General features: G+C 61.5%; 21 protein-coding genes. 12 read left to right on the forward strand and 9 right to left on the reverse strand.

Annotated elements, in window-relative coordinates; translation table 11 throughout:
• Nucleotides 1–54 precede the first annotated feature (54 nt).
• Both DLD99_RS10620 and DLD99_RS10625 read left to right on the forward strand, forming a co-directional pair.
• Nucleotides 55–930: a LysR family transcriptional regulator gene (locus tag DLD99_RS10620; protein ID WP_114882140.1), complete on the forward strand. Its 876-nt coding sequence runs from the start codon at nucleotides 55–57 to the stop codon at nucleotides 928–930.
• Between the two features lie 174 nt (nucleotides 931–1,104).
• Nucleotides 1,105–1,932, forward strand: a complete 828-nt coding sequence (locus DLD99_RS10625; protein WP_162803471.1) for a hypothetical protein — start codon at nucleotides 1,105–1,107, stop codon at nucleotides 1,930–1,932.
• A gap of 53 nt (nucleotides 1,933–1,985) precedes the next feature.
• Here DLD99_RS10625 and DLD99_RS10630 read toward each other — a convergent pair whose 3' ends face one another.
• Nucleotides 1,986–2,708 carry a pirin family protein gene (locus tag DLD99_RS10630; RefSeq protein WP_114882142.1) on the reverse strand — a complete coding sequence of 241 codons (723 nt, stop codon included), beginning with the start codon at nucleotides 2,706–2,708 and terminating at the stop codon, nucleotides 1,986–1,988.
• 213 nt (nucleotides 2,709–2,921) lie between these two features.
• Between DLD99_RS10630 and DLD99_RS10635 the strand changes: the two genes are divergently transcribed.
• Together DLD99_RS10635 and DLD99_RS10640 are read left to right on the forward strand one after the other, a co-directional pair.
• A complete protein-coding gene (locus tag DLD99_RS10635) occupies nucleotides 2,922–3,872 on the forward strand; it encodes a GlxA family transcriptional regulator (protein WP_114882143.1) in 951 nt (316 codons plus the stop codon).
• Between the two features lie 90 nt (nucleotides 3,873–3,962).
• Nucleotides 3,963–5,435 (forward strand): ATP-binding protein, encoded by a 1,473-nt coding sequence (locus DLD99_RS10640; protein ID WP_114882144.1) that lies wholly within the window; start codon nucleotides 3,963–3,965, stop codon nucleotides 5,433–5,435.
• Here DLD99_RS10640 and DLD99_RS10645 read toward each other — a convergent pair.
• Nucleotides 5,397–8,183, reverse strand: a complete 2,787-nt coding sequence (locus tag DLD99_RS10645; protein WP_114882145.1) for an ATP-binding protein — start codon at nucleotides 8,181–8,183, stop codon at nucleotides 5,397–5,399. The two genes, DLD99_RS10640 and DLD99_RS10645, sit on opposite strands and share 39 nt — an antisense overlap.
• A gap of 332 nt (nucleotides 8,184–8,515) precedes the next feature.
• Between DLD99_RS10645 and DLD99_RS10650 the strand changes: the two genes are divergently transcribed.
• Nucleotides 8,516–9,085: a flavodoxin family protein gene (locus tag DLD99_RS10650; RefSeq protein WP_114882146.1), complete on the forward strand. Its 570-nt coding sequence runs from the start codon at nucleotides 8,516–8,518 to the stop codon at nucleotides 9,083–9,085.
• Nucleotides 9,086–9,092: 7 nt separating this feature from the next.
• Here the strand turns inward: DLD99_RS10650 and DLD99_RS10655 are convergent, their stop codons facing one another.
• The gene (locus DLD99_RS10655; RefSeq protein WP_085712050.1) at nucleotides 9,093–9,494 is read right to left on the reverse strand and encodes a helix-turn-helix domain-containing protein; all 402 of its coding nucleotides are present in this window, start codon (nucleotides 9,492–9,494) and stop codon (nucleotides 9,093–9,095) included.
• A 210-nt stretch (nucleotides 9,495–9,704) separates the two neighbouring features.
• Between DLD99_RS10655 and DLD99_RS10660 the strand changes: the two genes are divergently transcribed.
• The 5 genes from DLD99_RS10660 (at nucleotide 9,705) to ycaC (ending at nucleotide 14,420) form a co-directional block, all read left to right on the forward strand.
• Nucleotides 9,705–10,625 (forward strand): LysR family transcriptional regulator, encoded by a 921-nt coding sequence (locus tag DLD99_RS10660; RefSeq protein WP_114882147.1) that lies wholly within the window; start codon nucleotides 9,705–9,707, stop codon nucleotides 10,623–10,625.
• Between the two features lie 182 nt (nucleotides 10,626–10,807).
• Nucleotides 10,808–11,224 carry a DoxX family protein gene (locus DLD99_RS10665; protein ID WP_114882148.1) on the forward strand — a complete coding sequence of 139 codons (417 nt, stop codon included), beginning with the start codon at nucleotides 10,808–10,810 and terminating at the stop codon, nucleotides 11,222–11,224.
• The gene (locus tag DLD99_RS10670; RefSeq protein ID WP_114882149.1) at nucleotides 11,217–11,843 is read left to right on the forward strand and encodes an antibiotic biosynthesis monooxygenase; all 627 of its coding nucleotides are present in this window, start codon (nucleotides 11,217–11,219) and stop codon (nucleotides 11,841–11,843) included. The genes DLD99_RS10665 and DLD99_RS10670 overlap by 8 nt, the downstream gene beginning before the upstream one ends.
• A gap of 45 nt (nucleotides 11,844–11,888) precedes the next feature.
• Nucleotides 11,889–13,727: an amidohydrolase gene (locus DLD99_RS10675; protein ID WP_114882150.1), complete on the forward strand. Its 1,839-nt coding sequence runs from the start codon at nucleotides 11,889–11,891 to the stop codon at nucleotides 13,725–13,727.
• Between the two features lie 66 nt (nucleotides 13,728–13,793).
• Nucleotides 13,794–14,420 (forward strand): isochorismate family cysteine hydrolase YcaC, encoded by a 627-nt coding sequence (gene ycaC, locus DLD99_RS10680; RefSeq protein ID WP_085733252.1) that lies wholly within the window; start codon nucleotides 13,794–13,796, stop codon nucleotides 14,418–14,420.
• 57 nt (nucleotides 14,421–14,477) lie between these two features.
• Here ycaC and DLD99_RS10685 read toward each other — a convergent pair whose 3' ends face one another.
• Together DLD99_RS10685 and DLD99_RS10690 are read right to left on the reverse strand one after the other, a co-directional pair.
• A complete protein-coding gene (locus tag DLD99_RS10685) occupies nucleotides 14,478–15,905 on the reverse strand; it encodes a mechanosensitive ion channel family protein (protein ID WP_114882151.1) in 1,428 nt (475 codons plus the stop codon).
• Nucleotides 15,906–15,968: 63 nt separating this feature from the next.
• Nucleotides 15,969–16,985: an alpha/beta hydrolase gene (locus tag DLD99_RS10690; RefSeq protein ID WP_114882152.1), complete on the reverse strand. Its 1,017-nt coding sequence runs from the start codon at nucleotides 16,983–16,985 to the stop codon at nucleotides 15,969–15,971.
• Nucleotides 16,986–17,146: 161 nt separating this feature from the next.
• Here DLD99_RS10690 and DLD99_RS10695 point away from each other — a divergent pair, with 161 nt between their 5' ends.
• Both DLD99_RS10695 and DLD99_RS10700 read left to right on the forward strand, forming a co-directional pair.
• The gene (locus tag DLD99_RS10695) at nucleotides 17,147–18,046 is read left to right on the forward strand and encodes a LysR family transcriptional regulator (protein WP_114882153.1); all 900 of its coding nucleotides are present in this window, start codon (nucleotides 17,147–17,149) and stop codon (nucleotides 18,044–18,046) included.
• Between the two features lie 109 nt (nucleotides 18,047–18,155).
• Nucleotides 18,156–18,962 (forward strand): class I SAM-dependent methyltransferase, encoded by an 807-nt coding sequence (locus DLD99_RS10700; RefSeq protein ID WP_114882154.1) that lies wholly within the window; start codon nucleotides 18,156–18,158, stop codon nucleotides 18,960–18,962.
• A gap of 49 nt (nucleotides 18,963–19,011) precedes the next feature.
• Here DLD99_RS10700 and DLD99_RS10705 read toward each other — a convergent pair whose 3' ends face one another.
• The 4 genes from DLD99_RS10705 to DLD99_RS10720 all read right to left on the reverse strand — a co-directional run bounded on the left by DLD99_RS10705 (nucleotide 19,012) and on the right by DLD99_RS10720 (nucleotide 22,464).
• Complete coding sequence (locus DLD99_RS10705; protein WP_114882155.1) at nucleotides 19,012–19,704, reverse strand: GNAT family N-acetyltransferase; 693 nt, start codon at nucleotides 19,702–19,704, stop codon at nucleotides 19,012–19,014.
• A 115-nt stretch (nucleotides 19,705–19,819) separates the two neighbouring features.
• Complete coding sequence (locus DLD99_RS10710; RefSeq protein ID WP_114882156.1) at nucleotides 19,820–20,611, reverse strand: ChbG/HpnK family deacetylase; 792 nt, start codon at nucleotides 20,609–20,611, stop codon at nucleotides 19,820–19,822.
• Nucleotides 20,583–21,770 carry a GNAT family N-acetyltransferase gene (locus tag DLD99_RS10715; RefSeq protein WP_114882157.1) on the reverse strand — a complete coding sequence of 396 codons (1,188 nt, stop codon included), beginning with the start codon at nucleotides 21,768–21,770 and terminating at the stop codon, nucleotides 20,583–20,585. The genes DLD99_RS10710 and DLD99_RS10715 overlap by 29 nt, the downstream gene beginning before the upstream one ends.
• 4 nt (nucleotides 21,771–21,774) lie before the next feature.
• Complete coding sequence (locus DLD99_RS10720) at nucleotides 21,775–22,464, reverse strand: GNAT family N-acetyltransferase (protein ID WP_085712100.1); 690 nt, start codon at nucleotides 22,462–22,464, stop codon at nucleotides 21,775–21,777.
• Between the last annotated feature and the right edge of the window lie 23 nt (nucleotides 22,465–22,487).

The following is a 22,487-nucleotide window of genomic DNA, read 5'->3' on the forward strand; positions in this document are numbered from 1 at the left end:
AAATGCAGCGAATTTGCTTGCTGGTGATGCGATTTTGCATCGTGTGAGGACTGTATGAATTGGGATGATGCACGGGTGTTTCTGGCGGTCTGCCGCGAGTCGACATTACGCGGTGCCGCGCGAGTATTGAGGGTAGACCAGGCCACGGTCGGGCGGCGTATTGCGGCACTGGAAAAGTCGCTGAATGCCACGTTGTTCCTGCGGACTTCCGAGGGATATGCACTGACTGCAATGGGCGAAGCCGCCCTCAAGGCAGTCGAGAAAATGGAGCACTCGGCGCTGGAGCTGGAGCGGCAGATCCAGGGCCTGGATGATCGCCTGACCGGAAACGTGCGGGTCAGCACCACCGATTCGCTGGCCATCGACTTCCTGATCCCGGCCATCGCGCGTTTGCATGAGCATCACCCTGATGTGCGTGTACAGCTGGACGCTTCCACGCAGATGCTCAACCTGGCCAAGCGCGAGGCTGACATTGCCGTACGCAACGCCCGACCGGAAAACCCTGACCTGATCGCCCGACGCCTGGCGCGCTGGCCGGTGGGGTTGTTCGCATCCCGGGCCTATGTGGATGTCCATGGCGTGCCAACGCCGGGCACCGCGTTCGAAGGGCACGATCTGGTGGTGTACCAACCGTACCTGCAAGGCAACAGGGAGATCACCCTGGCAGGCGACCCGGTGAATCGCGGGCGTATTGTCGCAAGTCTGAACTCCAGCCTGTTGATACGACGCTCGATTGCGGCTGGTCTGGGTGTAGGAGAAATCCCGGTATACATGGGAGAGCGCGATGGCCTGGTCAGGCTCTGGCCGGAGCGCACGCGCCCGCTTCCCTATGAGGTGTGGCTGGTGACCCATGCGGATTTGCGCCATACAGCGCGGGTGAGGGCCGTGATCGAGCAGATTGTCGAGGCGTTTGCGCTGGAAAATGCATAGCTCATTCAGACCGTGTAGGACGGCTACGTAACCCGGCGACATTGCCTACATCCGCGCCAGAATCCGCTGTCTTGTCAGTTTTTTGCCCGAGTTCTATCGTTTCTCAAACCTTGGGCGAGCAGGCAAAGCACTCCAGGGTCATCAATCAGGGAAGTATTGATAAACGTCAGAGGTGTGGAGTTGATTGCAAGGGAATTCAGCCAATTTCAAACAGGTGGCATGGTCGGGCAAACGGACAGTGCGGAATCTATGAACTACATAACGCGAGACGAATTCAGCGCCAGAATCGAGATCATCGAGACCAGAATCGATGCACGGATCGAATCGATGTCCGCGAAAATCGACGGGTTTCTCATCGAGCAGGCCGAGCGAGACAGGGCACGGCTGGAGCAGGAGTGCATCCAGGAAAATGTGCGGCTGGAGCGAGAAAAGACTCGGCAAGAGGATTGGCGGAAGGACGAGAAGGCTCGGCAAGAGGATTGGCGGAAGGACGAGAAGGCTCGACAAGCGGAATGGCTGAAGGAAGAGAAGGCTCGGCAAGAAGATTGGCTGAAGCGAGAGGAGGCTCAGGAAGAAGTGCGTCTGGCCAGGGAGCGGCATCTGGAGGAGATTCGGCAGGAGAGGGAAAAAGCTCGACTGGAAAGAGAAGAAGAATCCAGAAAGGCCTGGCAGGAGCGCGAGAAGTCACAGGAGAAACTCCGTCTGGAGCAAGAAAAGGCTCACCTTGAGCGTGATGCGCGTTATGCGTCCATGGCGGCTCGCTCGGATCGGGCTATGGAGCGATTGGACGAGTCAATGAGAATGGTCTCGACAATCAAGGCGAACTACTGGGCAGCGACTACCGTTCATTTTCTGGGGATGGTTGCCATTCTTGTAGGCTCCTACTACGCGAATCAGTCAAATGTGCTTGTGACGATGCAGACAACCCTGGCAATGGTCCAGTCAGTGAAGGAGGCTGGAAATCCCGTACCGGTGGTTTCGACGACCTTGTCCGCAGAATGAAAAACGGCCTTCAACGAAGGCCGTTTTTTGTGCGCGAAGAAAACCAGACTGCTTCATGGCATTTCCGGCAACTCCTGTGGCCGCAGATCAAACACCAGTACTTCGGCATCCTGGCCATTGCTCAGGGTCAGAGCCTGTTCTTCGCGAACCCGTACGCCATCGCCTTCCTTCAGTTGAACGCCGTTCAGTTCAATACTGCCGCGAGCAACGTGCACATAGGCATAGCGGTTTGCAGGCAGTTCGAGTGTGGCGCTTTCCTGGCCATCAAACAGTCCGGCATACACCCGTGCATCCTGGCGAACTTTGAGTGAGCCGTGGCTGCCTTCGGGCGAGATGATCAATTGCAGGCGACCGCGTTTTTTCTGTTCGCTGAAGTGCTCCTGTTGATATCGCGGTTTTGCGCCGCTCACGTCCGGCACGATCCAGATTTGCAGGAAGTGCACAGGCTTGGTCGCCGAGTGGTTGAACTCACTGTGGGCCACGCCACTGCCGGCGCTCATCAGTTGCACGTCTCCAGGGCGGATGACCGAACCGGTGCCGAGGGTGTCCTTGTGTTCCAGCGCGCCTTCGAGCACATAGGAGAAAATCTCCATGTCGCGGTGCGGGTGCTGACCGAAGCCTTTGCCAGCGGCGACGCGGTCATCGTTGATCACCAGCAGGTCGGAGAAACCCTGTTCACGCGGGTCGCGATAGCTGGCGAAAGAAAAGGTGTGGAACGACTTCAACCAGCCATGATTGGCCAGACCACGGTCGGAAGCTTTGCGAAGGGTCAGCATGATGAAATCTCCTTTCAGGACGTTGATTCGTCCGAGTGAGGAGAAGGTTAATGTTTATGCTGGCGTGCAATAAGTAGGTGAAAACTGAAACACTGTCCCCTCAGGGTTGACAGTAATGTGCGTCAGTTCACGCATTCTTTTTCTACGTTTGCGTTGTACTTGGCCATAATGCGGCAACTTATAACCGTTCATTGATTTCAGTGATGTCTGCTCATGAAAACCGTGGCAATGGTGTTGTTTCCCGAGTTTCTACTGCTCGATATGGCCGGGCCGCTGGAAGTGTTTTCGGTTGCCAACCGATACCTGAAGCCGGAAGACCACTATCAACTGACGCTCCTGGGGACTGAGAGCGGGCCGCTGCGTGCTTCCAACGGCGTGCTGGTGCATACCGACCGGCATATCGACGAAGCCGGTGATCGCTATGACCTGCTGCTGGTGCCGGGCGGCCCCGGAGCCTACAACGAAAAATGTCCGCCGCTGCTGGCCTGGCTGCAAGGCGCGGTGGGTCGTGCCGAGCGCTACGGCTCGATTTGCACGGGGGCTTTTGTACTGGGTTACGCCGGATTGCTCGACGGCTACCGCGTGACCACCCACTGGAATTACACAGAGCGTTTGATCAAAGGCTTTCCGAAGGCGGATGTCGCCACCGACCAGATCTTTGTCGAGGACCGCAACCTGATCACCTCTGGCGGCGTCACCGCCGGTATCGATCTGGCGTTGGCAGTGGTGGCTCGCGATCATGGCAAGAAGCTCGCTCAGGACGTGGCCAAAGTGCTGCTGGTGGTGATGAAGCGTCAGGGCGGGCAGGCGCAATTCAGTCCGTTGATGGCGGCGGTTTCGCCTCAGGAAACACCCATTACCCGGGTACAGAATCACGTTCTGGAACACCTTGAAGAAAGCTTCACCATCGAACGTATGGCAGGCCTTGCGAACATGAGCGCTCGCCATTTCGCCCGGGTATTCGCTCGCGAGGTCAACATGACGCCCATGGAATTCCTGCAGAGTGCACGCATCGATTGCGCGCGCAATCTGCTGGAGACCAGCGATCTGCCGTTGAAGACCGTGGCCTACAAAAGCGGTTTCGGCAGTGTGCGGCATATGCGTTTTCTGTTCGGCGAAAAACTCGGGCTGACCCCGGCCCAGTACCGCGAACAGTTCAGCTAGAGCGGTTTTGTCCGTTACGGGCATCCGGATGTCCGTGCCGGGCCCCGTGTGGTGGTTGTACCGTCATCGAGGCCTGCCAAGATAACGGACATGAACAGCCTCGACGAATTGAGCTCGGCGTCGGTCCTGCGTTTCGGACCGTACGCGTTCCACTTGCGCCAACGGCTGATCCTCGAAGGGGATCGGCAACTGCGCATGGGCGGCCGTGCGCTGGACATTCTGCAAGTGCTGGTCGAGCGCGCCGGGCGGGTAGTCAGCAAAGAGCAATTGATCGCGCTGGTGTGGCCGAACTCGGTGGTCGAAGAGATCAATCTGCGGGTGCACATCGCGGCGTTGCGTCGGGCCCTCGGCGATGGCGAGAACGGACAGCGCTACATCGTCAACGTGCCGCAATGCGGGTACAGCTTCGTTGCGCCGGTGCAGGGTGACAGCGTCGCGCAAGTGGTGTTCGAAAGCCTGCAAGTGCCACAGCATAATCTGCCCGCACGGCTGACCCCTGTTACGGGTCGTGATTCACTGGTCGGCGGTCTGGTGCGGCAACTGCCGCTGTCCCGACTGATAACGGTGACGGGGCCTGCCGGCGTCGGCAAAAGCACCGTGGCACTGCGCGCAGCGGAACTGCTGCTGCAACATTTTCGTGACGGCGTGTGGCAGGTGGACCTGTCGCTGATCGACAAAGACATCCCGCTTCTCGATCATCTGCTGAAAACCCTCGACATCGATTTCCCCACATTGTCAGCGCGCCACGCCTTGCTGGTGCTGGACAACTGCGAGCACCTGCACGAAGCCTGCCGGAGCCTGCTGCAAAATCTGCTCGACGCCGCGCCCCGTCTGTCGATCCTGGCCACCTGCCGCGAGCCGTTGCGTCTTGGTCTGGAAGTCCTGCAGCCACTGCCGCCGCTCACCACTCCTAAAACCTCGGCGCTCAACAGCGTCGACGAGGTCATGGGTTATTCGGCGGTGCAGCTGTTTGTCAGTCGTGCCCGTGCGCGTCAGCACGGTTTCCATTTGCGTGAGCAGGATCTGGAAACCGTGCGCGATATCTGTCGCCGGCTCGACGGCCTGCCGCTGGCGATCGAACTGGCAGCGGCGCAGATCGATGCACTGGCATTGGTCGGGTTGCAGTCTCAACTGGACCACGGTCTGCAAGTCTTGAGTCACGGCCGCCGGACCGCCGTGCCACGCCATCAGTCGATGTGCGCCGCACTGGACTGGAGCTATCAGCGCTTGAGCAAGCAGGAACAGCGTGTGCTGCAACGCTTGTCGGTGTTCAAGATGGCATTCACCCTGGATGCCGCCATCGGCGTGATCAGTTGCGCTCAACTGCCACCTTCGATGCTGGTGTCAGTGGTTGAACAGCTGGCGGCCAAATCGTTACTGACAACGGATCGATCCAGCGGAACACTGCGCTATCGAATGCTCAACACCACGCGCCGCTATGCCCGCGAACGGCTGGAACAGGGCGGCGAACTGAATGATGTCGAGCGTCGGCACGCGCGTTACCAGGGCCGCACCCGGCCAGCCTCAAGCGGTAGACTGACCGCGCAATTCGTCGAGCAGTAAACGCACTTTGCGCAAGTCGGGGGTGGCGTAGCCTTCGGTGAAGCGCTGGTAGATCGGTGTCAGCAATTCAAGCGCCTCACCATAGCGCGACTGGCGTTGCCACAACTGGGCCAGCGACGTCGCACTGCGCAGTTCCCAGGCCAGGGCGCCTTGCGTCCGCGCAATCGCAAGGGACTGCTGCAGGGCGCTTTCGGCCGAATGATGACAGGGCGATTCAGCGGCCAGCATTCGCTCGGCCCGGGCCCGCAAAATCTCCGCCGTGCTCCAGCCGGCCGCGCCGCTCTGGGCCCGTTCCAGCAAGGCGTCATCAACGAAACCCGGATCCAGCGTGACCATGATTTCCCTGACCAGACCGCTATCCGCAGGCGGGATGGCGGGGGCTCTATCGGCGTCGATCACTTGCGCATAGTGCCGCGCCCACGTGTAGAACAGCAGCACCGAATGCTTCTGCGCCTGTTCGAGCAACAGTTGCAGCAGTGCGCGGGCGTTCTGCACGTCGCCGTTGTAATGGGCGATCAGGCACGAGGCGAGGGCCAGGGTGTAGCAGATCGAGGTGCCATGGTTGATCTGCACCGCGATATCCAGTGCCTGCCGTGCGGTGCGCCAGGCCTGCTCGGGAAAACCTTGCAGCCATAACACCCGGGCGAGGACAGTCAGCGAGGCGACGCTCTGATCGTATTGCACGCCGAAGCCGTGGGTGAAGCGGTTGAGGTGGCCGCTGTGGGCCATGCGCTGGATCACCTGTTCGGCGTGGATCCGCGCCTGATGCTGATCACCGGCGTAATGCAACGCCAGCACCCGCAAACGATGGGTACTCAAGGACAACTGCGCATCGCCATGCAGGCCGAGGCTTTCGAATTGTTCGCTTTGCTCCAGCGCCATCCGGTAATGGCCGCAACTGAGGTTGACCGCCATGTGTCCCGACACGGCGCGCAATTGCCCGGCCATGTCGTCGTACTGTTGCGCCAGCCGTCGGGCGCTGACAAAGGCTTCAATGGTTTCCGGCGTGCCGCCCCAGGTGTGATAGCAGGCGCTGCCGAGGGCCAGTTTCAAGGCGATTTCCAGCCGTGGGCAAGATTCTACGGAGGACTCCAGCAATTCAAGTGCCCGGCGCACATGCACGCCGTACTCCTTGAGCAGGGACAACTCCTGCCACAACGGCGCCGACGTCGCCGTCAGCCGCACGCCAAGAGGGCGCGAGCCTTCATTGTTCAGTGTCCACTCCAGCGCCGCCCGCAAGTCTTCGAGGCCTCGGGCGTAGCGCTCGATCCAGACGGCGGTCGGTGTGTTCTCCCAATCGGCCTGTGCCTGATGCATCAGTGCCAGGCAGCGTTCGGCATGACGTTCACGGGTGTCGCCAAGTTCGGTGGCCCGTTCGAGTTTTTCCAGGGCATAACGGCGGGTGGTATCGAGCAGGCGATAGAACACCTCCTCATCGCCGACCTCGACGTTGAGCAGCGACTTGGCGACCAGTTGCGTGATCGAGGCGAACACTTCGCCCGGCTCGATATGCTGACCCACGATGACCGCCGCCGCAGATTCCAGCGTGAACGCACCACGAAACACACCCAGTCGGCGCAGGCCGGTCTGTTCGCAGTCGTTGAGCAGGTTGAAGCTCCAGTCCAGCGTGGCCCGCAGGGTTTCATGCCGACCGAGATGAGTCTGATTGCCGGTCGGCAAGCGCCCCTGAAGCTGACTCAGCAAACCGTCCAGCCCAAGGCTCGCCACCTGCGCGGCCGCCAGTTCCAGCGCCAGCGGGATGCCATCCAGCCGCCGACAGATTTCGATGATCAAGGGCAGGTCGGCATTGCCCGGCTCGAAGTGTTCGTGGGCGGCCATTGCCCGTTCGACGAACAGTTGCAGTGCGGAAAACCCCATCGCCTGATCACGATCGAGCACCGCAATCGGCGGCGGGCAGTCGAGGGACTCCAAGCGTTGTACGTACTCGCCCTCGGCGCGCAGGCTTTCGCGGCTGGTGGCCAGAATGTGCACCTGCGGCGCGCCGCGCAGAATGCTTTCGCTAAGCAGCGCCACGGCGTCGATCAAGTGCTCGCAGTTATCGATCACCAACAGCAGCTGCCGCTCGCGCAGGCTGTTGATCAGACAGGCCATCGGCTCGCTGTCATGCAGCGAAAGGTCCAGCAGGGCGGCGAGGTGCGAGCAGATCGAGCCCGGATCGTTGAGCGGCGCCAGATCCAGCAGACGAATACCGTCGCGATAGCGGCCGATCAATTGTTCGGCGACACGCAGGGCCACGGTGGTCTTGCCGATGCCGCCGGGGCCGACCAGGGTGATGCAGCGCTGACGCGGCAGTTGCGTCATCAGGCTGTCGACCACCGACTGGCGCCCGATCATCCGCGTGCGGCGCAGCGGCAGGTTGTGTCGGCCCAGGTTGGCGGCGGCGGGGCGCTGTTCGATGGATTGCAGCAGGACCGGCGCGACGAAACTGTATCCGCGTTGCGCCACCGTGACGATGTAGCGCTGCCCGGCCTGACCGTCGCCGAGGGCCTTGCGCAGCGCCGCCATGTGTACCCGCAGATTGATGTCTTCCACCACGCTGTCCGGCCAGACTCCGGCGATCAATTGCTGCTTGCTCACCACCTCGCCGGCATTGGCCAGCAGGATCAGCAGAATGTCCATGGCGCGCCGACCCAGGCGCAAAGGCTGGTCGCCTTCAAGCACCAGCCGCTGGCCGGGGTGGATCCGATAGGGGCCGAAACCGATGGCCTGATTCGGGGAAAGACTCAACCGCTCACTCCTGCGATGTTTTTGTAATCCTGCGCTGTCGTGGTGAAGAACCTGTGACGGGCAGGGCGGATAGAGACTTGAGGGTCACGCAAGCTGTCTAACCCGCAGTATCCGAGCATATTCCTCAGGATTTGATGCCAGCGCAACGGGCGTGAAATCCTGCCGTTTGGACATCGGTCGGCATCCAATGCCATTACCACTGTATTCAAAGGCCGAAACCTGTGCCGGCCCGCCCGACAGCCGGGAAAAATTAACAACGATTAACTCGTCCGCGCCCGCGCTAGAGCCAAAACTCCAAGGCAATGGAATGCATACGTCCGGAGGGCGCTGCGATGAGCAAGGTAGTGGTGGTCTATCACAGTGGCTACGGGCACACCCGCGTCATGGCCCAGGCTGTGGCCCAAGGTGTGGAGCGCCACGTGGGCAGCACTTGCCTGTTGCTGGCGGTGGAAGACGTGGAAACCCGCTGGGATGACCTGCACCGCGCCGACGCCATCATCTTCGGCGCGCCGACCTATATGGGCAGCGCTTCGGCGGCATTCAAGCAGTTCATGGAATCCACGGCCTCGTTCTACCTCGCCCGACCGTGGCGCAACAAACTCGCGGCGGGTTTCACCAATTCCGGCAGCCTGTGTGGTGACAAGCTCAACACCCTGCTGCAAATGGCGGTGTTTGCGGCCCAGCATTCGATGATCTGGGTCGGGCTCGATCTGTTGCCGGCGCGTGCACGCGAAGGTGTTTTCGACGGCCAGTTGAATCGCCTCGGCAGTTCCCTTGGCGCCATGTCCCAATCCTCGGTCGAACAACCGCCCGAACAGGCACCTCCGCTGGAAGACCAGTTGACCGCCGCACACCTGGGCGAACGGGTGGCCCGACTGGCTCAGCGGATGGCTCGGGAATGAAACCGCCTCAGCGGTTTTTCATGACCTGACACCGCCATGCAAACGGATTGATCCCTTCGCTGCGGGTGAAGATGTGGCAGAAGTGTGCCTGATCGCAGAAGCCGCATTCGAGGCTGATCTGCGTCAGGCTGTGGTTGGTGTGCTGGATCAACAGCTTGGCCCGGGCGATCCGCTGGGTGCGAATCCAGTCTTGTGGCGAGAGCCCGGTGCTGCACTTGAACGCCCGGGAAAAGTGACTGCGAGAGAGTGAGCAGGCGCTCGCCAGTTCGGTCACTTCAAGGCTGTCGCCGAGGCGTTCGAGGATGAGTTGTTTCACCAGCCGCTCGCGCTGCGGGCTGAGGCCGCCGGTGCTGGTTTTGCGGGGTTCGCTGGCAGGGGCGAGGGCGACGGTTTGCTGTGAGTGAGCCATGGCCAATGTCCGTGTCGAGGGGGGAAGGCACGGTCAGCGCTTTCCCTCAGGTCAATAAAACAACGCTGCGCAGAGGGATTCATTGTTTGGCGAGGGGCGAAAGCTGACGAGTTAAACGTTGTTAATTCCGCCGCCAAAGCTGATTTCGAAAGGTCGCCGATCAAGTAAAGTGCGTAGCACTTGCGCCTGGCCCAAAAGGAAAACACGCCCATGAACCGAAACGATCTGCGCCGCGTCGACATGAACCTGCTGGTGATTTTCGAAGCCCTGATGTTCGAAAAGAACCTGACCCGCGTCGCCGAAAAACTGTTCATGGGCCAACCGGCGGTGAGCGCGGCGCTGGGCCGCCTGCGCGATCTGTTCGACGATCCGCTGCTGCTGCGCAACGGTCGCGGCATGGAACCGACGGCACGGGCGCTGGCGATTCTTCAGGAGCTGCAACCGGCGATGGACGTGATTTCCGGCGCGGTCAGCCGGGCCAAGGAATTCGACCCAGCCACCAGTTGCGACGTGTTCCGCATCGGCCTGTCGGATGACGCCGAGTTCGGTCTGTTTCCACCGCTATTGCGCCAGTTGCAGGAAGAGGCGCCGGGGATCGTGGTTGTGGTGCGCCGAGCCAACTATCTATTGATGCCGACGTTGCTGGCGTCCGGGGAAATCTCCGTCGGCGTGAGCTACACCACCGATCTGCCGGCCAACGCCAAGCGCAAGAAACTGCGCGATATTCCCTGCAAGGTTCTGCGCGGCGATGACCGTCCGGGCCCTCTGACCCTCGACGAATACTGCGAGCGGCCTCATGCAATGGTGTCGTTCTCGGGGGATCTGAGCGGCAACATCGACGTGGACCTGGCCAAGGTCGGCCGCAGTCGCCGCGTGGTGCTCGGGGTGCCGCAGTTCAGTGGCTTGCGCGCACTGCTCGCAGGCACCGAGATGATCGCCACCGTGCCGGATTACGCTGCGTGTGCATTGGTTGAAGGTTGTGCGTTGCGGGCCGAGGATCCACCGTTTCCGATCGATGCGGCGCAATTGTCGATGGCGTGGAGCGGGGTGCATGACAACGATCCGGCGGAGAAATGGCTGCGCTCGCGGATCAGTCAGTTCATGTCGGTGTCGCTGGATATTCCGACCTGACAAGACCTGAATCGCAATTAGTTCATCGCCTCATAACCCTGTGGGAGCGAACAAGCTCGCTCCCACAATCATTTGTGTCGTTCGTGCGTTCTGTGTGTTCTTGCAAAGAGAGCACACTCATCCAATTTCCCCTTGATCAATCGTTGCACCATTGCCTGCAATGATTGATCAAGGATGGGCCCATGAACGCTGTACAACGCAATGGCCAGGCGCAAGACCTCGGCCTGCTGTTCCTGCGGGTGACCGGCGGGTTGTTTCTGCTGTTCGTCCATGGCTTGCCCAAGCTGCTGGACTTCACTGCGCAGCTGCAGCTGATTGAAGACCCGTTTCACCTCGGCACCCACCTCACGTTGATTCTGGCGATCTTCGCCGAAGTCCTCTGCCCACTGCTGATCGTCGCCGGGTTACTGGTGAGATTGGCGTGCTTGCCTATTCTGTTTGTGCTGCTGGTGGCGCTGCTGCTCGTGCATCCGCAATGGAGTGTGGCCGAAGGGCAGTTCGGCTGGTTGCTGTTGATCCTGTTCACCACTGTTCTGATCGCCGGGCCCGGACGGCTGGCGCTCAATGCCCGTTTGCCCGGAGTGCTCCGTTATGTCTGATACCCAGTCCCTGAGAAAACCGGGAACCGAAGAAACCGTGACGCTGATCGTCAAGCACCGGGTCAAGGCCGGGTTTGAACAGCCCTACGAAGCCTGGCTGCGCAATATCGTCAGCGTGGCGGGGCGTGAAGAAGGGCACCTGGGCGTGGACGTGATGCGCAGCAAACAGGGTGGCCTCGCACTGTTCACCTGCGTGCTGCGTTATTGCTCGACCGAAGCGATGCAGCGCTGGCTCGATTCGCCGCAGCGTCAGAAGCTGATCGAAGAAGCGGCGCCGATGCTCGCCGACGGCGACCAGACCGAGGTCAATGCGGCCAACGAGTTCTGGTTCACCCCGCTGGTCGACGCCGCCACGCCACCACCACGCTGGAAGCAGGCGGTGGTCTCACTTTTCGTGATCCTGCCACACACCTTGCTGGTGCCCTTGATCTGGGGGCCGTTGCTCAAACTCAACGGGTTTCTCTCCAACTATGTGGTCGCCACGTTCCTGATCACCCTGACCATCGTGGTGTCGGTGGTCTACGTGTGCATGCCGGCCGCGACTCGTCTGTTCGCGCCATGGCTGGCGGCCAGTCAGTCCCATGAACACCTGGAATCCAATGCCAATCCGCCGCGCTGAGCCGGCGGGTATGGACTTCGTTTCACTTATCTCGAAGGAACTGCGATGAACGCCGATCTGATTCTGTTCAATGGCCAATTTCATACGGTAGACCGCGAAAAACCTCTCGCCAGTGCCGTGGCGATCAAGGACGGACGCTTTGTCGTCGTCGGCAACGATACGCAGGCCATGGCCCTGCGCGGTGCCGGCACCCAGGTGGTCGATCTCAAGGGCCGCTGTGTGATTCCCGGCCTCAACGACTCGCACTTGCACCTGATCCGTGGCGGCCTGAACTACAACCTCGAACTGCGCTGGGAAGGTGTGCCGTCACTGGCCGATGCGCTGCGCATGCTCAAGGATCAGGCCGACCGTACGCCAACCCCGCAATGGGTGCGCGTGGTGGGGGGCTGGAACGAATTCCAGTTCGCCGAAAAACGCATGCCGACCCTCGAAGAAATCAACCAGGCAGCGCCGGATACCCCGGTGTTCATCCTGCATCTGTATGACCGCGCCTTGCTCAACCGCGCCGCATTGCGCGTCGCCGGCTACACCCGCGACACGCCGAACCCGCCGGGCGGCGAGATCGTGCGCGATGCCAACGGCAATCCGACCGGCATGCTGGTGGCGCGACCAAACGCGATGATTCTGTACTCGACCCTGGCCAAGGGGCCGAAGCTGCCGCTGGAGTATCAGGTCAACTCGACCCGTCAATTCATGCGCGAACTCAATCGCCTCGGCCTGACCAGCGCCATCGATGCCGGCGGTGGTTTCCAGAACTACCCGGACGATTATCAGGTGATCGAACAACTGGCCAAAGACGACCAGTTGACCGTGCGTATCGCCTACAACCTGTTCACCCAGAAGCCCAAAGAAGAGCTGACCGATTTCCAGAACTGGACCGGCAGCGTCAAGTTGCATCAGGGCGATGACTTCCTGCGTCACAACGGCGCTGGCGAGATGCTGGTGTTCTCGGCAGCGGACTTCGAAGACTTCCTCGAACCGCGCCCGGACCTGCCGCAGACCATGGAACAGGAACTGGAGCCGGTGGTGCGCCACCTGGTCGAGCAACGCTGGCCGTTCCGTCTGCACGCCACCTACAACGAATCCATCAGCCGCATGCTGGATGTGTTCGAGAAGGTCAACCGCGACATCCCGTTCAACGGCTTGCCGTGGTTCTTCGACCACGCCGAAACCATCACCCCGCAGAACATCGAGCGAGTGAAGGCGCTGGGCGGCGGCATCGCGATTCAGGATCGCATGGCGTTCCAGGGCGAATACTTCGTCGATCGCTACGGCAAGCAAGCCGCCGAAGCCACGCCACCGATCAAACGCATGCTCGCCGAAGGCGTGCCGGTCGGCGCGGGTACCGATGCCACCCGGGTATCGAGCTACAACCCGTGGACTTCGCTGTTCTGGATGGTCAGCGGTCGCACCGTTGGCGGCCTGGCGCTGTACGAAGAGGGCTTGCCTCGCACCACCGCGCTGGAACTGTTCACCCACGGCAGTGCCTGGTTCTCGTCCGAGCAGGGCAAGAAGGGTCAGATCAAGGTCGGGCAACTGGCGGATCTGGCGGCACTGAGCGCGGACTTCTTCCACGTCGAAGAAGAAGCGATCAAGTGGATCGAGTCGGTACTGACCGTGGTCGGCGGCAAGATCGTTTACTCCGCCGGCGACTTCGAAGACCTCGGCCCGCGTGCCTTGCCGGTGCTGCCGGACTGGTCGCCAGTGGTCAAAGTCCCTGGCCACTGGCGCCCGAATTCGCCATTGCAGGCCCAGGTGCACCAGTGCAGCGGCCCGTGCGCAGTGCATACCCACAGCCATGAAAAAGCCCGGATGTCGAATGCGCCGGTCAGCGATTTCGCCGGTTTCTGGGGTGCGTTCGGTTGTTCCTGTTTCGCTTTCTGATCCCGTAAACGGCGTCGGTCTTCGTGGCCGGCGCTTGCCGCATCACCCATCCCCGAGGAGTTTCACATGAGCAACGTTCCTTACAAACGCCTGAACAAAGACGACGCCGTGGTGCTGCTGGTCGACCACCAGACCGGTCTGATCTCGCTGGTGCAGGATTTCTCGCCGAACGAGTTCAAGAACAACGTGCTGGCCCTGGGCGACATCGCCAAGTTCTTCAAGCTGCCAACCATCCTCACTACCAGCTTCGACAGCGGCCCGAACGGCCCGATCGTGCCGGAGCTGAAAGCACAATTCCCGGACGCGCCGTTCATCGCCCGCCCTGGCCAGATCAACGCCTGGGACAACGAAGACTTCGTCAAGGCGATCAAGGCCACCGGCCGCAAGCAACTGATCATCGCCGGTGTGGTGACCGACGTTTGCGTGGCGTTCCCGACCCTGTCGGCCATCGCTGAAGGTTTCGAAGTGTTTGTGGTGACCGACGCTTCCGGCACCTTCAACACCACCGTGCAGCAAGCGGCCTGGGCGCGCATGTCGGCCGCCGGTGCACACCTGCTGAACTGGTTCGCGGTGGCGTGCGAGCTGCAGGGCGACTGGCGCAACGATATGGAAGGCCTGGCGAATCTGCTGTCGGAACGCCTGCCTAACTATCGCAACCTGATCAACAGCTATACCAAGTTCACTGCCAAGTAATTGCTTGAAGAAAAATGCCCGCTGAAGAGCGGGCATTTTTTTGTCTGCCGAAAAGGCTCAGCGCTTTTGCAACCACCCCAGAAACCCGCCCCTGCGAACCGGCACAGGCTTGGCCATCAACGCCAGCCGACTGTTCTGCTGCCTTACCGCCTGCAACTTGTTCAACGCCTGACCGACTTCGCTGCGCTGTTCCATGCACTGGCGGGTCAGGTTCTTGTCGAGGCGATAAATGATCGAAGACGTCAGCGCGGTGAACGTCGCCTGCGATGGTGTATCCGCCAGAATGCTCTGTTCGCCCATGACCTCGCTCGGGCCCATGCGCCCGGCCTCGGTGAAACCATTGCCGTCCGGCACACTGGCGCTGACCACACCGGTGGCGATCACGAACAGGCTGTCCGGCACTTCCTCCAGGTTGAGCACCACCTGCCCGGCGCTGTACTGCTGCGCGACCATCGATTCAGCGAGGCGATCGCGTTCTTCATGGCTCAGCGAGCGGAAGATTTTCACTTCATCGAGCAAGGCACGGGCGCGGGTCGAGGGTTCGATCACGCCATCCGGGTGGCGCGAGATGCCGGCCGCTTCGAGATGGCGGTGGGCGAGGTCGAACAGTTGATTGCGCACTTCGCCTTTCTTGCCCAGTTCAGCGATGAATCCGCTGGCCACGTATTCCGACATGTCTTCGCCGGCCTCTTTCAACAGCGCTTTCGGCGCAGGCGACAGCAACAGACTGCTGCTGCCTTGCAAGGTGCGGTCGAGGGCGTCGAGTACCCGGCGCGGGCGGATGTGGTTCGGCACCTTGATGCTGATCGACACGCCGTGCAGGTTGTTCGGGCGGCTGAGGTTGACGATTTTGGCCTTGGCCGCCACCGAGTTCGGCACTACGGCCAGGGTGCCGGCGCTGGTCAGCAGGTGAGTGGCGCGCCAGTCGATGTCGAGCACCTTGCCTTCGACGCCGTCGATCACCACGAAATCGTCCACCTGATACGGCTTGGTGGTGTTGAGCACGATGCCCGAGAACACGTCGGCCAAGGTGCTTTGCAGCGCCAGACCGACGACGATGGCAAATACCCCGGAGGTGGCGAGCAGGCCTTTGACCGGCAGCTCCAGCACGTAACCGGCCGCCGCGACGATGGCCGCCAGAAACACCAGCGCACCGATCACGTCCTGCAACAAACGGCCGCTGTGGCCGATGCGACGCATCAGGATCAGACCGATCACTTCGGTCAATGCCCGCGCGGCGTACAGCCACCAGAAAATCCCCAGCGCCGTCGCCCCCAGTTGTGCCACCTGATCATCGGCAAAGACTGGCGCCTGCAACGGGCTGACGCCGGCATTGATGATCAGCGCGCTGAAGGCCAGAAACAGCACCAGCCGCACACCGACCCGTTGCGCGCGATGCTTGAACGGGACGAGATGCCAGAGCAGGGCGTCGAGCACCAGCAGCAGGGCACTCCAGGACAGCAGGTGGGCAGAAAAAAGGCTCATGGAATGAACTCCGGCGGGCACAAAAGAAAACGCCACACCCGAAGGTGTGGCGAGTGGCTGGACTCAGTTCAGATGGGTCTTCAGTTCCGCCGCGGCCTGGCGCACGGCGGCCTTCACTTCTGGAATCCCGTTGAGCGGATTAAGCAGGCCGAAGTCGTGAATCATCCCGTTGTAGCGCACCGAGGTCACCGGTACACCGGCGGCGTCGAGGTGGCGGGCGTAGCCTTCGCCTTCGTCGCGCAGCACGTCGAACTCGGCGGTCTGCACCAGCGCGGCGGGCAGCCCCTTGAGCTGTTCGGCGCTGGCGTTGAGCGGCGAGGCATGGATCTGCGCACGCTCGGCCGGGTTGGTGGTGTAGTTGTCCCAGAACCACTGCATCATGCCCTTGGTCAGGAAGTGGCCCTCGGCGAACTGCTGGTACGAGCCGTTATCGAACCCGGCATTGGTCACCGGCCACATCAGCAACTGGAAGCGCAGGGCCGGGGTTTTCTGTTCCTTGGCCATCAGTGCCACGACCGCCGCCATGTTGCCGCCGACGCTGTTGCCGGCCACCGCCAGACGCTTGCCGTCGACCCCGATGTCCTTGCCGTGCTCGGCCACCCATTTCGTCGCGGCGTAAGCCTGATTGATCGCGGTCGGGTACTGCGCTTCCGGCGACGGTGTGTAATCGACGTACACCGCGACCGCGCCAGAACCCACCACCAGATCACGAATCAGGCGTTGGTGCGTCGGGAAGTCGCCCAGCACCCAGCCGCCACCGTGGAAGAACATGAACACCGGCAGCTCGCCCTTGACCTTGGCCGGGCGCACCACTTTCAGGTTGATCGTCTGGCCATTGACCTTGATCGCCTTGTCGCTGACTTCAACGCCGGACAGGTCGACCTTAACCGAAGCCTGGGCGCCGGTCAGCACCGCACGGGCGTCTTTCGGGCTCAGTTGCTCCAGCGGTTTGCCACCGCCGGCGGCGAGGGCATCGAGGAAGGCCTGGGTGTTGTGTTCGACGCCAGTGCCTTCGGCGGCGAATGCGTTGCCGATGGACAGGGCGAGGAGGGAAGCGGCGAGGGTTTTCTTGATGTTCATGTGCAATTCCTTTTAAGTCGTTTGAGTTTTTGTATGCCTTGGGATCGGGCTGCTGTGGCGCTGGGCTTCAGGCCTCAGCAACACCGTGAGCACAGATTAATGAGGTGCCGGAAAGTGAAAAAGCGGCTATAAAGCGTTTAACTGTCAACCAGAGAGTGACAATGAACCCGTTCGAAGACATGCGTATTTTTTGCCAGGTGATGGACTCCGGCAGCTTCACGGCGGCGGCCGATCAGTTGGGCTTGTCCAAGCAGTTCGTCAGCCGTCGGTTGATGCAATTGGAGGAGCGCCTCGGCGTGCGATTGCTCAACCGCTCGACCCGGCGTCTGGACGTGACACCGCTGGGCCAGAGCTATTACGAATCGGCGCTGCGGCTATTGAGCGAAGTCGAACAGGTGGAGCAGGGCATCGCCGGGCAGACCGCCGAGCCACGCGGAACGATTCGCGTGAGCGCGCCGCTGTCGTTTGCGGTGGCGCATCTGGGGTGCCTGCTGCCGCTGTTCCTGCAGCGTTATCGCGAGGTGACGGTGGAGGTCGATCTGAGTGACCGGCCGGTGGACTTGCTCGGCGAAGGCTATGACCTGGCGCTGCGCATCGGTGTGCTGGAAGACTCGACCCTGATCGCCCGACGCATCGCCGCCATCGAGCGGGTGTACTGCGCCAGTCCGGCGTATCTGGCCGAACGCGGCACGCCGGTCAAACCGGAGGATCTGCTCAGCCATGATTGCCTGCCTTACGGTCACGGGCGTTCGGTGCAGTGGAGGTTCAATGCGGGGCAGGGCAAGCCGCAACTGGTGAATGTCACCGGACGGATGCGGGTCAACAACGGCGACTTGCTGCGGGATGCGGCGGTGGCGGGGATGGGGATTACCTACTTGCCGACGTTCATTGTCGGGGCTGCGCTGAAGGACGGACGGCTGGTGCCGGTGCTGGATGATTTGCGTCCGGAGCCGTTGATTCTGTCGGCGGTGTATCCGCAGCATCGCCAGGCATCGCGGCCGGTGCAGGCGTTGATCGAGTTTTTGCGCGAGCGGCTGGATCAGACAAAAGGGGTTTTGTAGGCGTCAGGTTTGACTTGAAGGTCGCAGGCTTACAAGTTCGCAACAACCTGGATCATCGCGCTCAACTAGACTCGGGCCGCTCAATCAAGAGCATCGTGCGGAGTGCGCCATGGAAGTGCCAAACAACAAGAACGCCATCGAGAGCAATCGTCAGGCGTGGAACGATTCGGCCCGTCATCATCAGGAATCGCCCGAGTGGCAGGCCTTGCTGAGTGAGGTCACCCAGACCGGTTTTTCCTGCCTCGACGAAACCCTGCGCGGGTTGCTGGAGCAGGTTGGCGTCGATGGAAAAGACGTCGTGCAACTGTGCTGCAACAACGGCCGCGAGAGCCTCTCGCTGTTCGCGCTGGGCGCGCGCAGTGTCGTCGGGGTCGATCAATCGGCGGCGTTTCTTGAGCAGGCCCGCGTGCTGAACGGCCGTTCGCTGCACCAGGCCGAATTCATCGAAGCCGATATTCATCACTTGCCCGAATCACTGCGCAATCGCTTCGACGTGGCGCTGATCACCATCGGCGTCCTCAACTGGATGCCTGACATCGGCGAGTTCTTCCGCCATGTCGCCTCGACCTTGAAACCGGGCGGGCAACTGGTGATCTACGAGACCCACCCGTTCCTGGAAATGGTCGATCCCGACGCCGAAGATCCGTTTCGCCTCGCAACCTCGTACTTTCGCCGCGAGCCGTTCGTGCAGCAGGAACCGATCGTCTACGTCGGCAAGGTCGAGCAGCAGGTCGCACCGTCGTACTGGTTCGTTCACAACCTCGGCGCCATCTTCACCGCCGCCCTCGACGCCGGCCTCGCCATCGCGCACTTCAAGGAATACCCGCATTCGAACCGGGAAGAGGCGTATGACCAGTACCTGAATCGCGAGGCGCAGATGCCGATGTGTTTTACGTGGGTGGGGGTGAAAAACTGAAGGCCGAATTGAGCGTCACGAAGGCGGCCGAATGGCCGCCTTCGTCATTTCAAGCCTGCGCAGCCGCCGTCACCACCGGCCGCCCCGGTTTACGCAGCGGTTCCAGTCGCGAGCCTTCATAGCGCGTCTCGCGGAAGAACCGCCACTTTCCAAACAGTCCATAGACGTGGGTGACGCGGCCCTGTTCGTGATAGCCCATACGGATGTGCAGCTTCAGCGCCGGGATGTTGTGGGTTTCGCAGACGTCCACCACCTTGTGGCAACCCTGGGCGGCCATGGCTTGCCAGAGGGTGACTTGTACGTCCACCGAGAGGCTGCTGCCAAAGTAGGCGCGGGTCATTTCGCCGCCGAATTCGAAGAATTCGCCAGGCTGGACCGGGAAGTTGCAGCCGTAATAGTGACGGTCGTGATAATCCCGGGTGCTACCCCAGATGAAGGCCACGGCGTGGCCGTCGGCGTCCAGGTACATGTGCCCGGTGTGGCCTTCGCTGGCGAGTTCGGCCATGGTCTGCACACGGTCACCGAAATGCTTGGCGAACGCGCCGGCATTCTGTGGCGTGATGTCGACTTTGCGCAGGCCTTCGTAAGGGCGCAGCTTGTGCGGCGGCACCGGGCTGATCAGGTCGCGCTCCATCCACAGCAGTTCCCAATGGAAGAACACGTAGCGTTTCCACAAGGTGGAAAACGTGCGGCCCAGGCCTTTTTGCTTGATGCGTTCGCGCAGCTTTTCGATGACGCTCATGATGCCCTCCGTGGCCGAAGCCCGGGTGTTTTTGTAGTTGGCTTTTGTGGGTATAGATCAAGCTGGCAAGTACATTTCAAAGTGCCATCTTCGAAAGTGTTGCCAGTTGTGTAACTCAGTCGAGTGCCGCGGCACCGCGTAGAAAATCCTTGTTCAAATCGGCGTAGGAAACCCGTGGAACCCCCGGCAGCCGGCGCTCTAGCACGCGACTCAGGGACTCACCGGGTTGTAGATAGGCATCACCGAAATCGGCCCCGAGCTGATTCGGATGGGCGACGATTTCCAGCACACCGTCGGTCGGCGCAGGCTCGTTGCGCAGGTCCACCGGGGTGCAAACATAGTCCGCCGTCGCACCGGCCAGGCCTTGCAGACGACGGTTGAGCAAACCTTTGAACAGGCGCTTCGGCAGGCTGAGGTTCTGTCCCAGGTTGCGCGCCAGTCGCACCGGTACACCCTGGTGAGCGGCGAAGCGCGCGACGATCTCGCCGATCGGCCAGATGTTGTGTACGTGCTGATGTGAATCGATATGGCTCGGGCGCACGCCGTGATCCATGCAACGCTGCCACTGCGCCTGCAATTCTTCCTGCACCGCTTCACGATCTTCGCGACCCAGCCACAGGCTGTGCCGGGCCAGGTTCAGATCGAACACCCCGTGGCTGTCGCAGAAGGTGGGGCAGGCGAGAATCGCCTGACTCAATGGCCGGCCGTACGTCAGGTTGAAATGCAGGCCGACCCGACCTTCCAGCATGTGATGACGAGCCATCGCGCAGGCCGCTTCGAAGGCCGGCATGTTGGCCATGGCCGTGGCGGAACTGATGACCCCGGCCTGGAACGCGCTGAAGATCACCGCATTTTCGTTCGGGCTCAGGCCGAAATCGTCAGCGTTGACTATGACTTGGCGAGGCATGTTCGCCCTCCGTGGTGGGGTGGGTTGCCGGTTTTACGACGGACGCCGGTTTTGTCGTTACCTGCCGTGCGCGCCACTGCTGTAGCTTCGGTTTTAGCCGCTGCCAGAGGCGTAATCCCAGCCCCAGCAAAACACCGCTCGGCCGCCAGGAATAGAAACTCCAGCGCCAGTGCTCCAGTTGTCCGGTCATGCGTTCGTGCAATTGATGGCTGGAGTTCTCCAGACTGACCCGCGAGGCATCGATCCAGCGCCAATGGTCATCCAGCCCCCAGCGAATCCATTCCTCCAGCAACACTCGGCCGCTGCCCAGGTCGGCGTATTGCGGCAGGAAGGCGAGGTTGTAATCGTAGAGCCGTCCCTGTTCGAGCAGGCCGAGCCGGTAGCTGATGCAGCGGCCGTCCAGCTCCAGCGTGACGACGCGCACCAGACCCTGGGCGGCGAGGGCGGTGAAAGCGTTTTCGATGCAGCGTCGGCTGCGTTCGGTGGCGAAGATGCCGACGCCTTCGTCGCCTTTCCAGCTCACCGCTTCAACTTCGCCGATGGCTTGCAACAGCGGGCCCATGGTCAGGGCATCGGGCGTGATTCGCCGCACCACCGCGCCACAGGCGGCAATCCGTTTGCGCGCGCGGCGCAGCTTGTAGCGCGGATCGCCGGAGACTTCCTGATGATCGGCGTCGCTGATCAGGTGCACCGGCACCCGACAGCTCAAGCGTCGTTCGGCGTTGGAGCTGCGGGCCATCCATTGCGTGAGGACACTTTCCTCGCCCGCAGGCTCCGACAGTTCGTTGAGTTGCAGCAAGGCGTGGGGGATGCGCTGGCGGATCAGCAGCAGCGCCTGGCGCATCTCGTCGGCCGCCAGCACAGACAGCAACGCCAGGCGATCCGCCAGCGGATAGCCGAGGTGATGCACCACGGCAAACGGTAGCCCGCCAAAGCGTTCACGACCGGCCACCAGCGGCAGGCACAGGCGCAATTCGTCCGCTTCCCAGCCCAGCAGAATGTGCAGATGCTCGTTCGTGTCGAGTGTCTGCTCTGCCGCGATCAGCCAGCCGAGGCTGTTGAACGGCGTGTGATCCGTCACCCGCAGGCGCAGTGCTTCGTAAGCCGCTGCCGGGAAGTCAGGGGCGCACAACGAGGTGCGCCATTCGAATCGCGCCATAGGCTCAGGTCGCCGTTGCTGTGACGGAGGGACGGGAAGGTTTGCGCAACGCATCCAGCCGCGAGCCGCTGTAGCGGGTTTCGCGGTAGAAGCGCCAGCGGGCGAACAGGGTGTACACGTTCATGATCCTGCCCTGTTCGGTGTAGCCCATGCGCAGGTGCAGCTTGAGCGCCGGGATGTTGTGGAATTCGCAGACGTCCACGACCTTGTCGCAGCCCTGGGCAGCCATGGCTTTCCACAGTTCCAGTTGCAGATCCACCGACAGTTCGGTGCCCCAATAGGAACGGGTCAGCTCACCGCCGAACTCGAAGAACTCGCCGGGCTTCACCGGGAACATGCAGCCGTAATAGTGGCGGTCGAAATAGTCCCGGGCACTGCCCCAGATGAAGGCTACTGCGTCGCCGTGATCGTCGAGGTGCATGTGCCCGGTGTGACCTTCGTTGGCCAGTTCGGCCATGGTGCCGACGCGGTCACCGAAGTAGCGGGCGAAGGCGCTGGCGTTGTCCGGGGTGATCTTCACCACCCGCAGCGGCGGATACGGTTTGAGGCTGTGGGGCGGCACCGGGCTGACGAGGTCGCGCTCCATCCACAGCAGTTCCTGATGGGAAAAGACGTAGTGCTTCCACACCTTCGCCAGCGTCGCACGCAGGCCTTTTTGTTTGATGTGTTCGCTGATTTTTGTCACAACGTTCATGGTCGTTACTCCTGATGACGTGG

Origin of the sequence: Pseudomonas kribbensis, assembly GCF_003352185.1 — a bacterium.
GTDB classification, from domain to species: domain Bacteria; phylum Pseudomonadota; class Gammaproteobacteria; order Pseudomonadales; family Pseudomonadaceae; genus Aquipseudomonas; species Aquipseudomonas kribbensis.

Bases quoted from the DNA above. Each gene is read 5' to 3' on its own strand.
- DLD99_RS10665 (WP_114882148.1), top strand. From the start codon at position 10,808: ATGAACGCTGTACAACGCAATGGCCAGGCGCAAGACCTCGGCCTGCTG.
- DLD99_RS10670 (WP_114882149.1), top strand. From the start codon at position 11,217: ATGTCTGATACCCAGTCCCTGAGAAAACCGGGAACCGAAGAAACCGTG.
- DLD99_RS10635 (WP_114882143.1), top strand. From the start codon at position 2,922: ATGAAAACCGTGGCAATGGTGTTGTTTCCCGAGTTTCTACTGCTCGAT.
- DLD99_RS10705 (WP_114882155.1), bottom strand. From the start codon at position 19,704: ATGAGCGTCATCGAAAAGCTGCGCGAACGCATCAAGCAAAAAGGCCTG.
- DLD99_RS10710 (WP_114882156.1), bottom strand. From the start codon at position 20,611: ATGCCTCGCCAAGTCATAGTCAACGCTGACGATTTCGGCCTGAGCCCG.
- DLD99_RS10620 (WP_114882140.1), top strand. From the start codon at position 55: ATGAATTGGGATGATGCACGGGTGTTTCTGGCGGTCTGCCGCGAGTCG.
- DLD99_RS10700 (WP_114882154.1), top strand. From the start codon at position 18,156: ATGGAAGTGCCAAACAACAAGAACGCCATCGAGAGCAATCGTCAGGCG.
- DLD99_RS10655 (WP_085712050.1), bottom strand. From the start codon at position 9,494: ATGGCTCACTCACAGCAAACCGTCGCCCTCGCCCCTGCCAGCGAACCC.
- DLD99_RS10675 (WP_114882150.1), top strand. From the start codon at position 11,889: ATGAACGCCGATCTGATTCTGTTCAATGGCCAATTTCATACGGTAGAC.
- DLD99_RS10660 (WP_114882147.1), top strand. From the start codon at position 9,705: ATGAACCGAAACGATCTGCGCCGCGTCGACATGAACCTGCTGGTGATT.
- DLD99_RS10690 (WP_114882152.1), bottom strand. From the start codon at position 16,985: ATGAACATCAAGAAAACCCTCGCCGCTTCCCTCCTCGCCCTGTCCATC.
- DLD99_RS10630 (WP_114882142.1), bottom strand. From the start codon at position 2,708: ATGCTGACCCTTCGCAAAGCTTCCGACCGTGGTCTGGCCAATCATGGC.
- DLD99_RS10650 (WP_114882146.1), top strand. From the start codon at position 8,516: ATGAGCAAGGTAGTGGTGGTCTATCACAGTGGCTACGGGCACACCCGC.
- ycaC (WP_085733252.1), top strand. From the start codon at position 13,794: ATGAGCAACGTTCCTTACAAACGCCTGAACAAAGACGACGCCGTGGTG.
- DLD99_RS10715 (WP_114882157.1), bottom strand. From the start codon at position 21,770: ATGGCGCGATTCGAATGGCGCACCTCGTTGTGCGCCCCTGACTTCCCG.
- DLD99_RS10720 (WP_085712100.1), bottom strand. From the start codon at position 22,464: ATGAACGTTGTGACAAAAATCAGCGAACACATCAAACAAAAAGGCCTG.
- DLD99_RS10695 (WP_114882153.1), top strand. From the start codon at position 17,147: ATGAACCCGTTCGAAGACATGCGTATTTTTTGCCAGGTGATGGACTCC.
- DLD99_RS10640 (WP_114882144.1), top strand. From the start codon at position 3,963: ATGAACAGCCTCGACGAATTGAGCTCGGCGTCGGTCCTGCGTTTCGGA.
- DLD99_RS10685 (WP_114882151.1), bottom strand. From the start codon at position 15,905: ATGAGCCTTTTTTCTGCCCACCTGCTGTCCTGGAGTGCCCTGCTGCTG.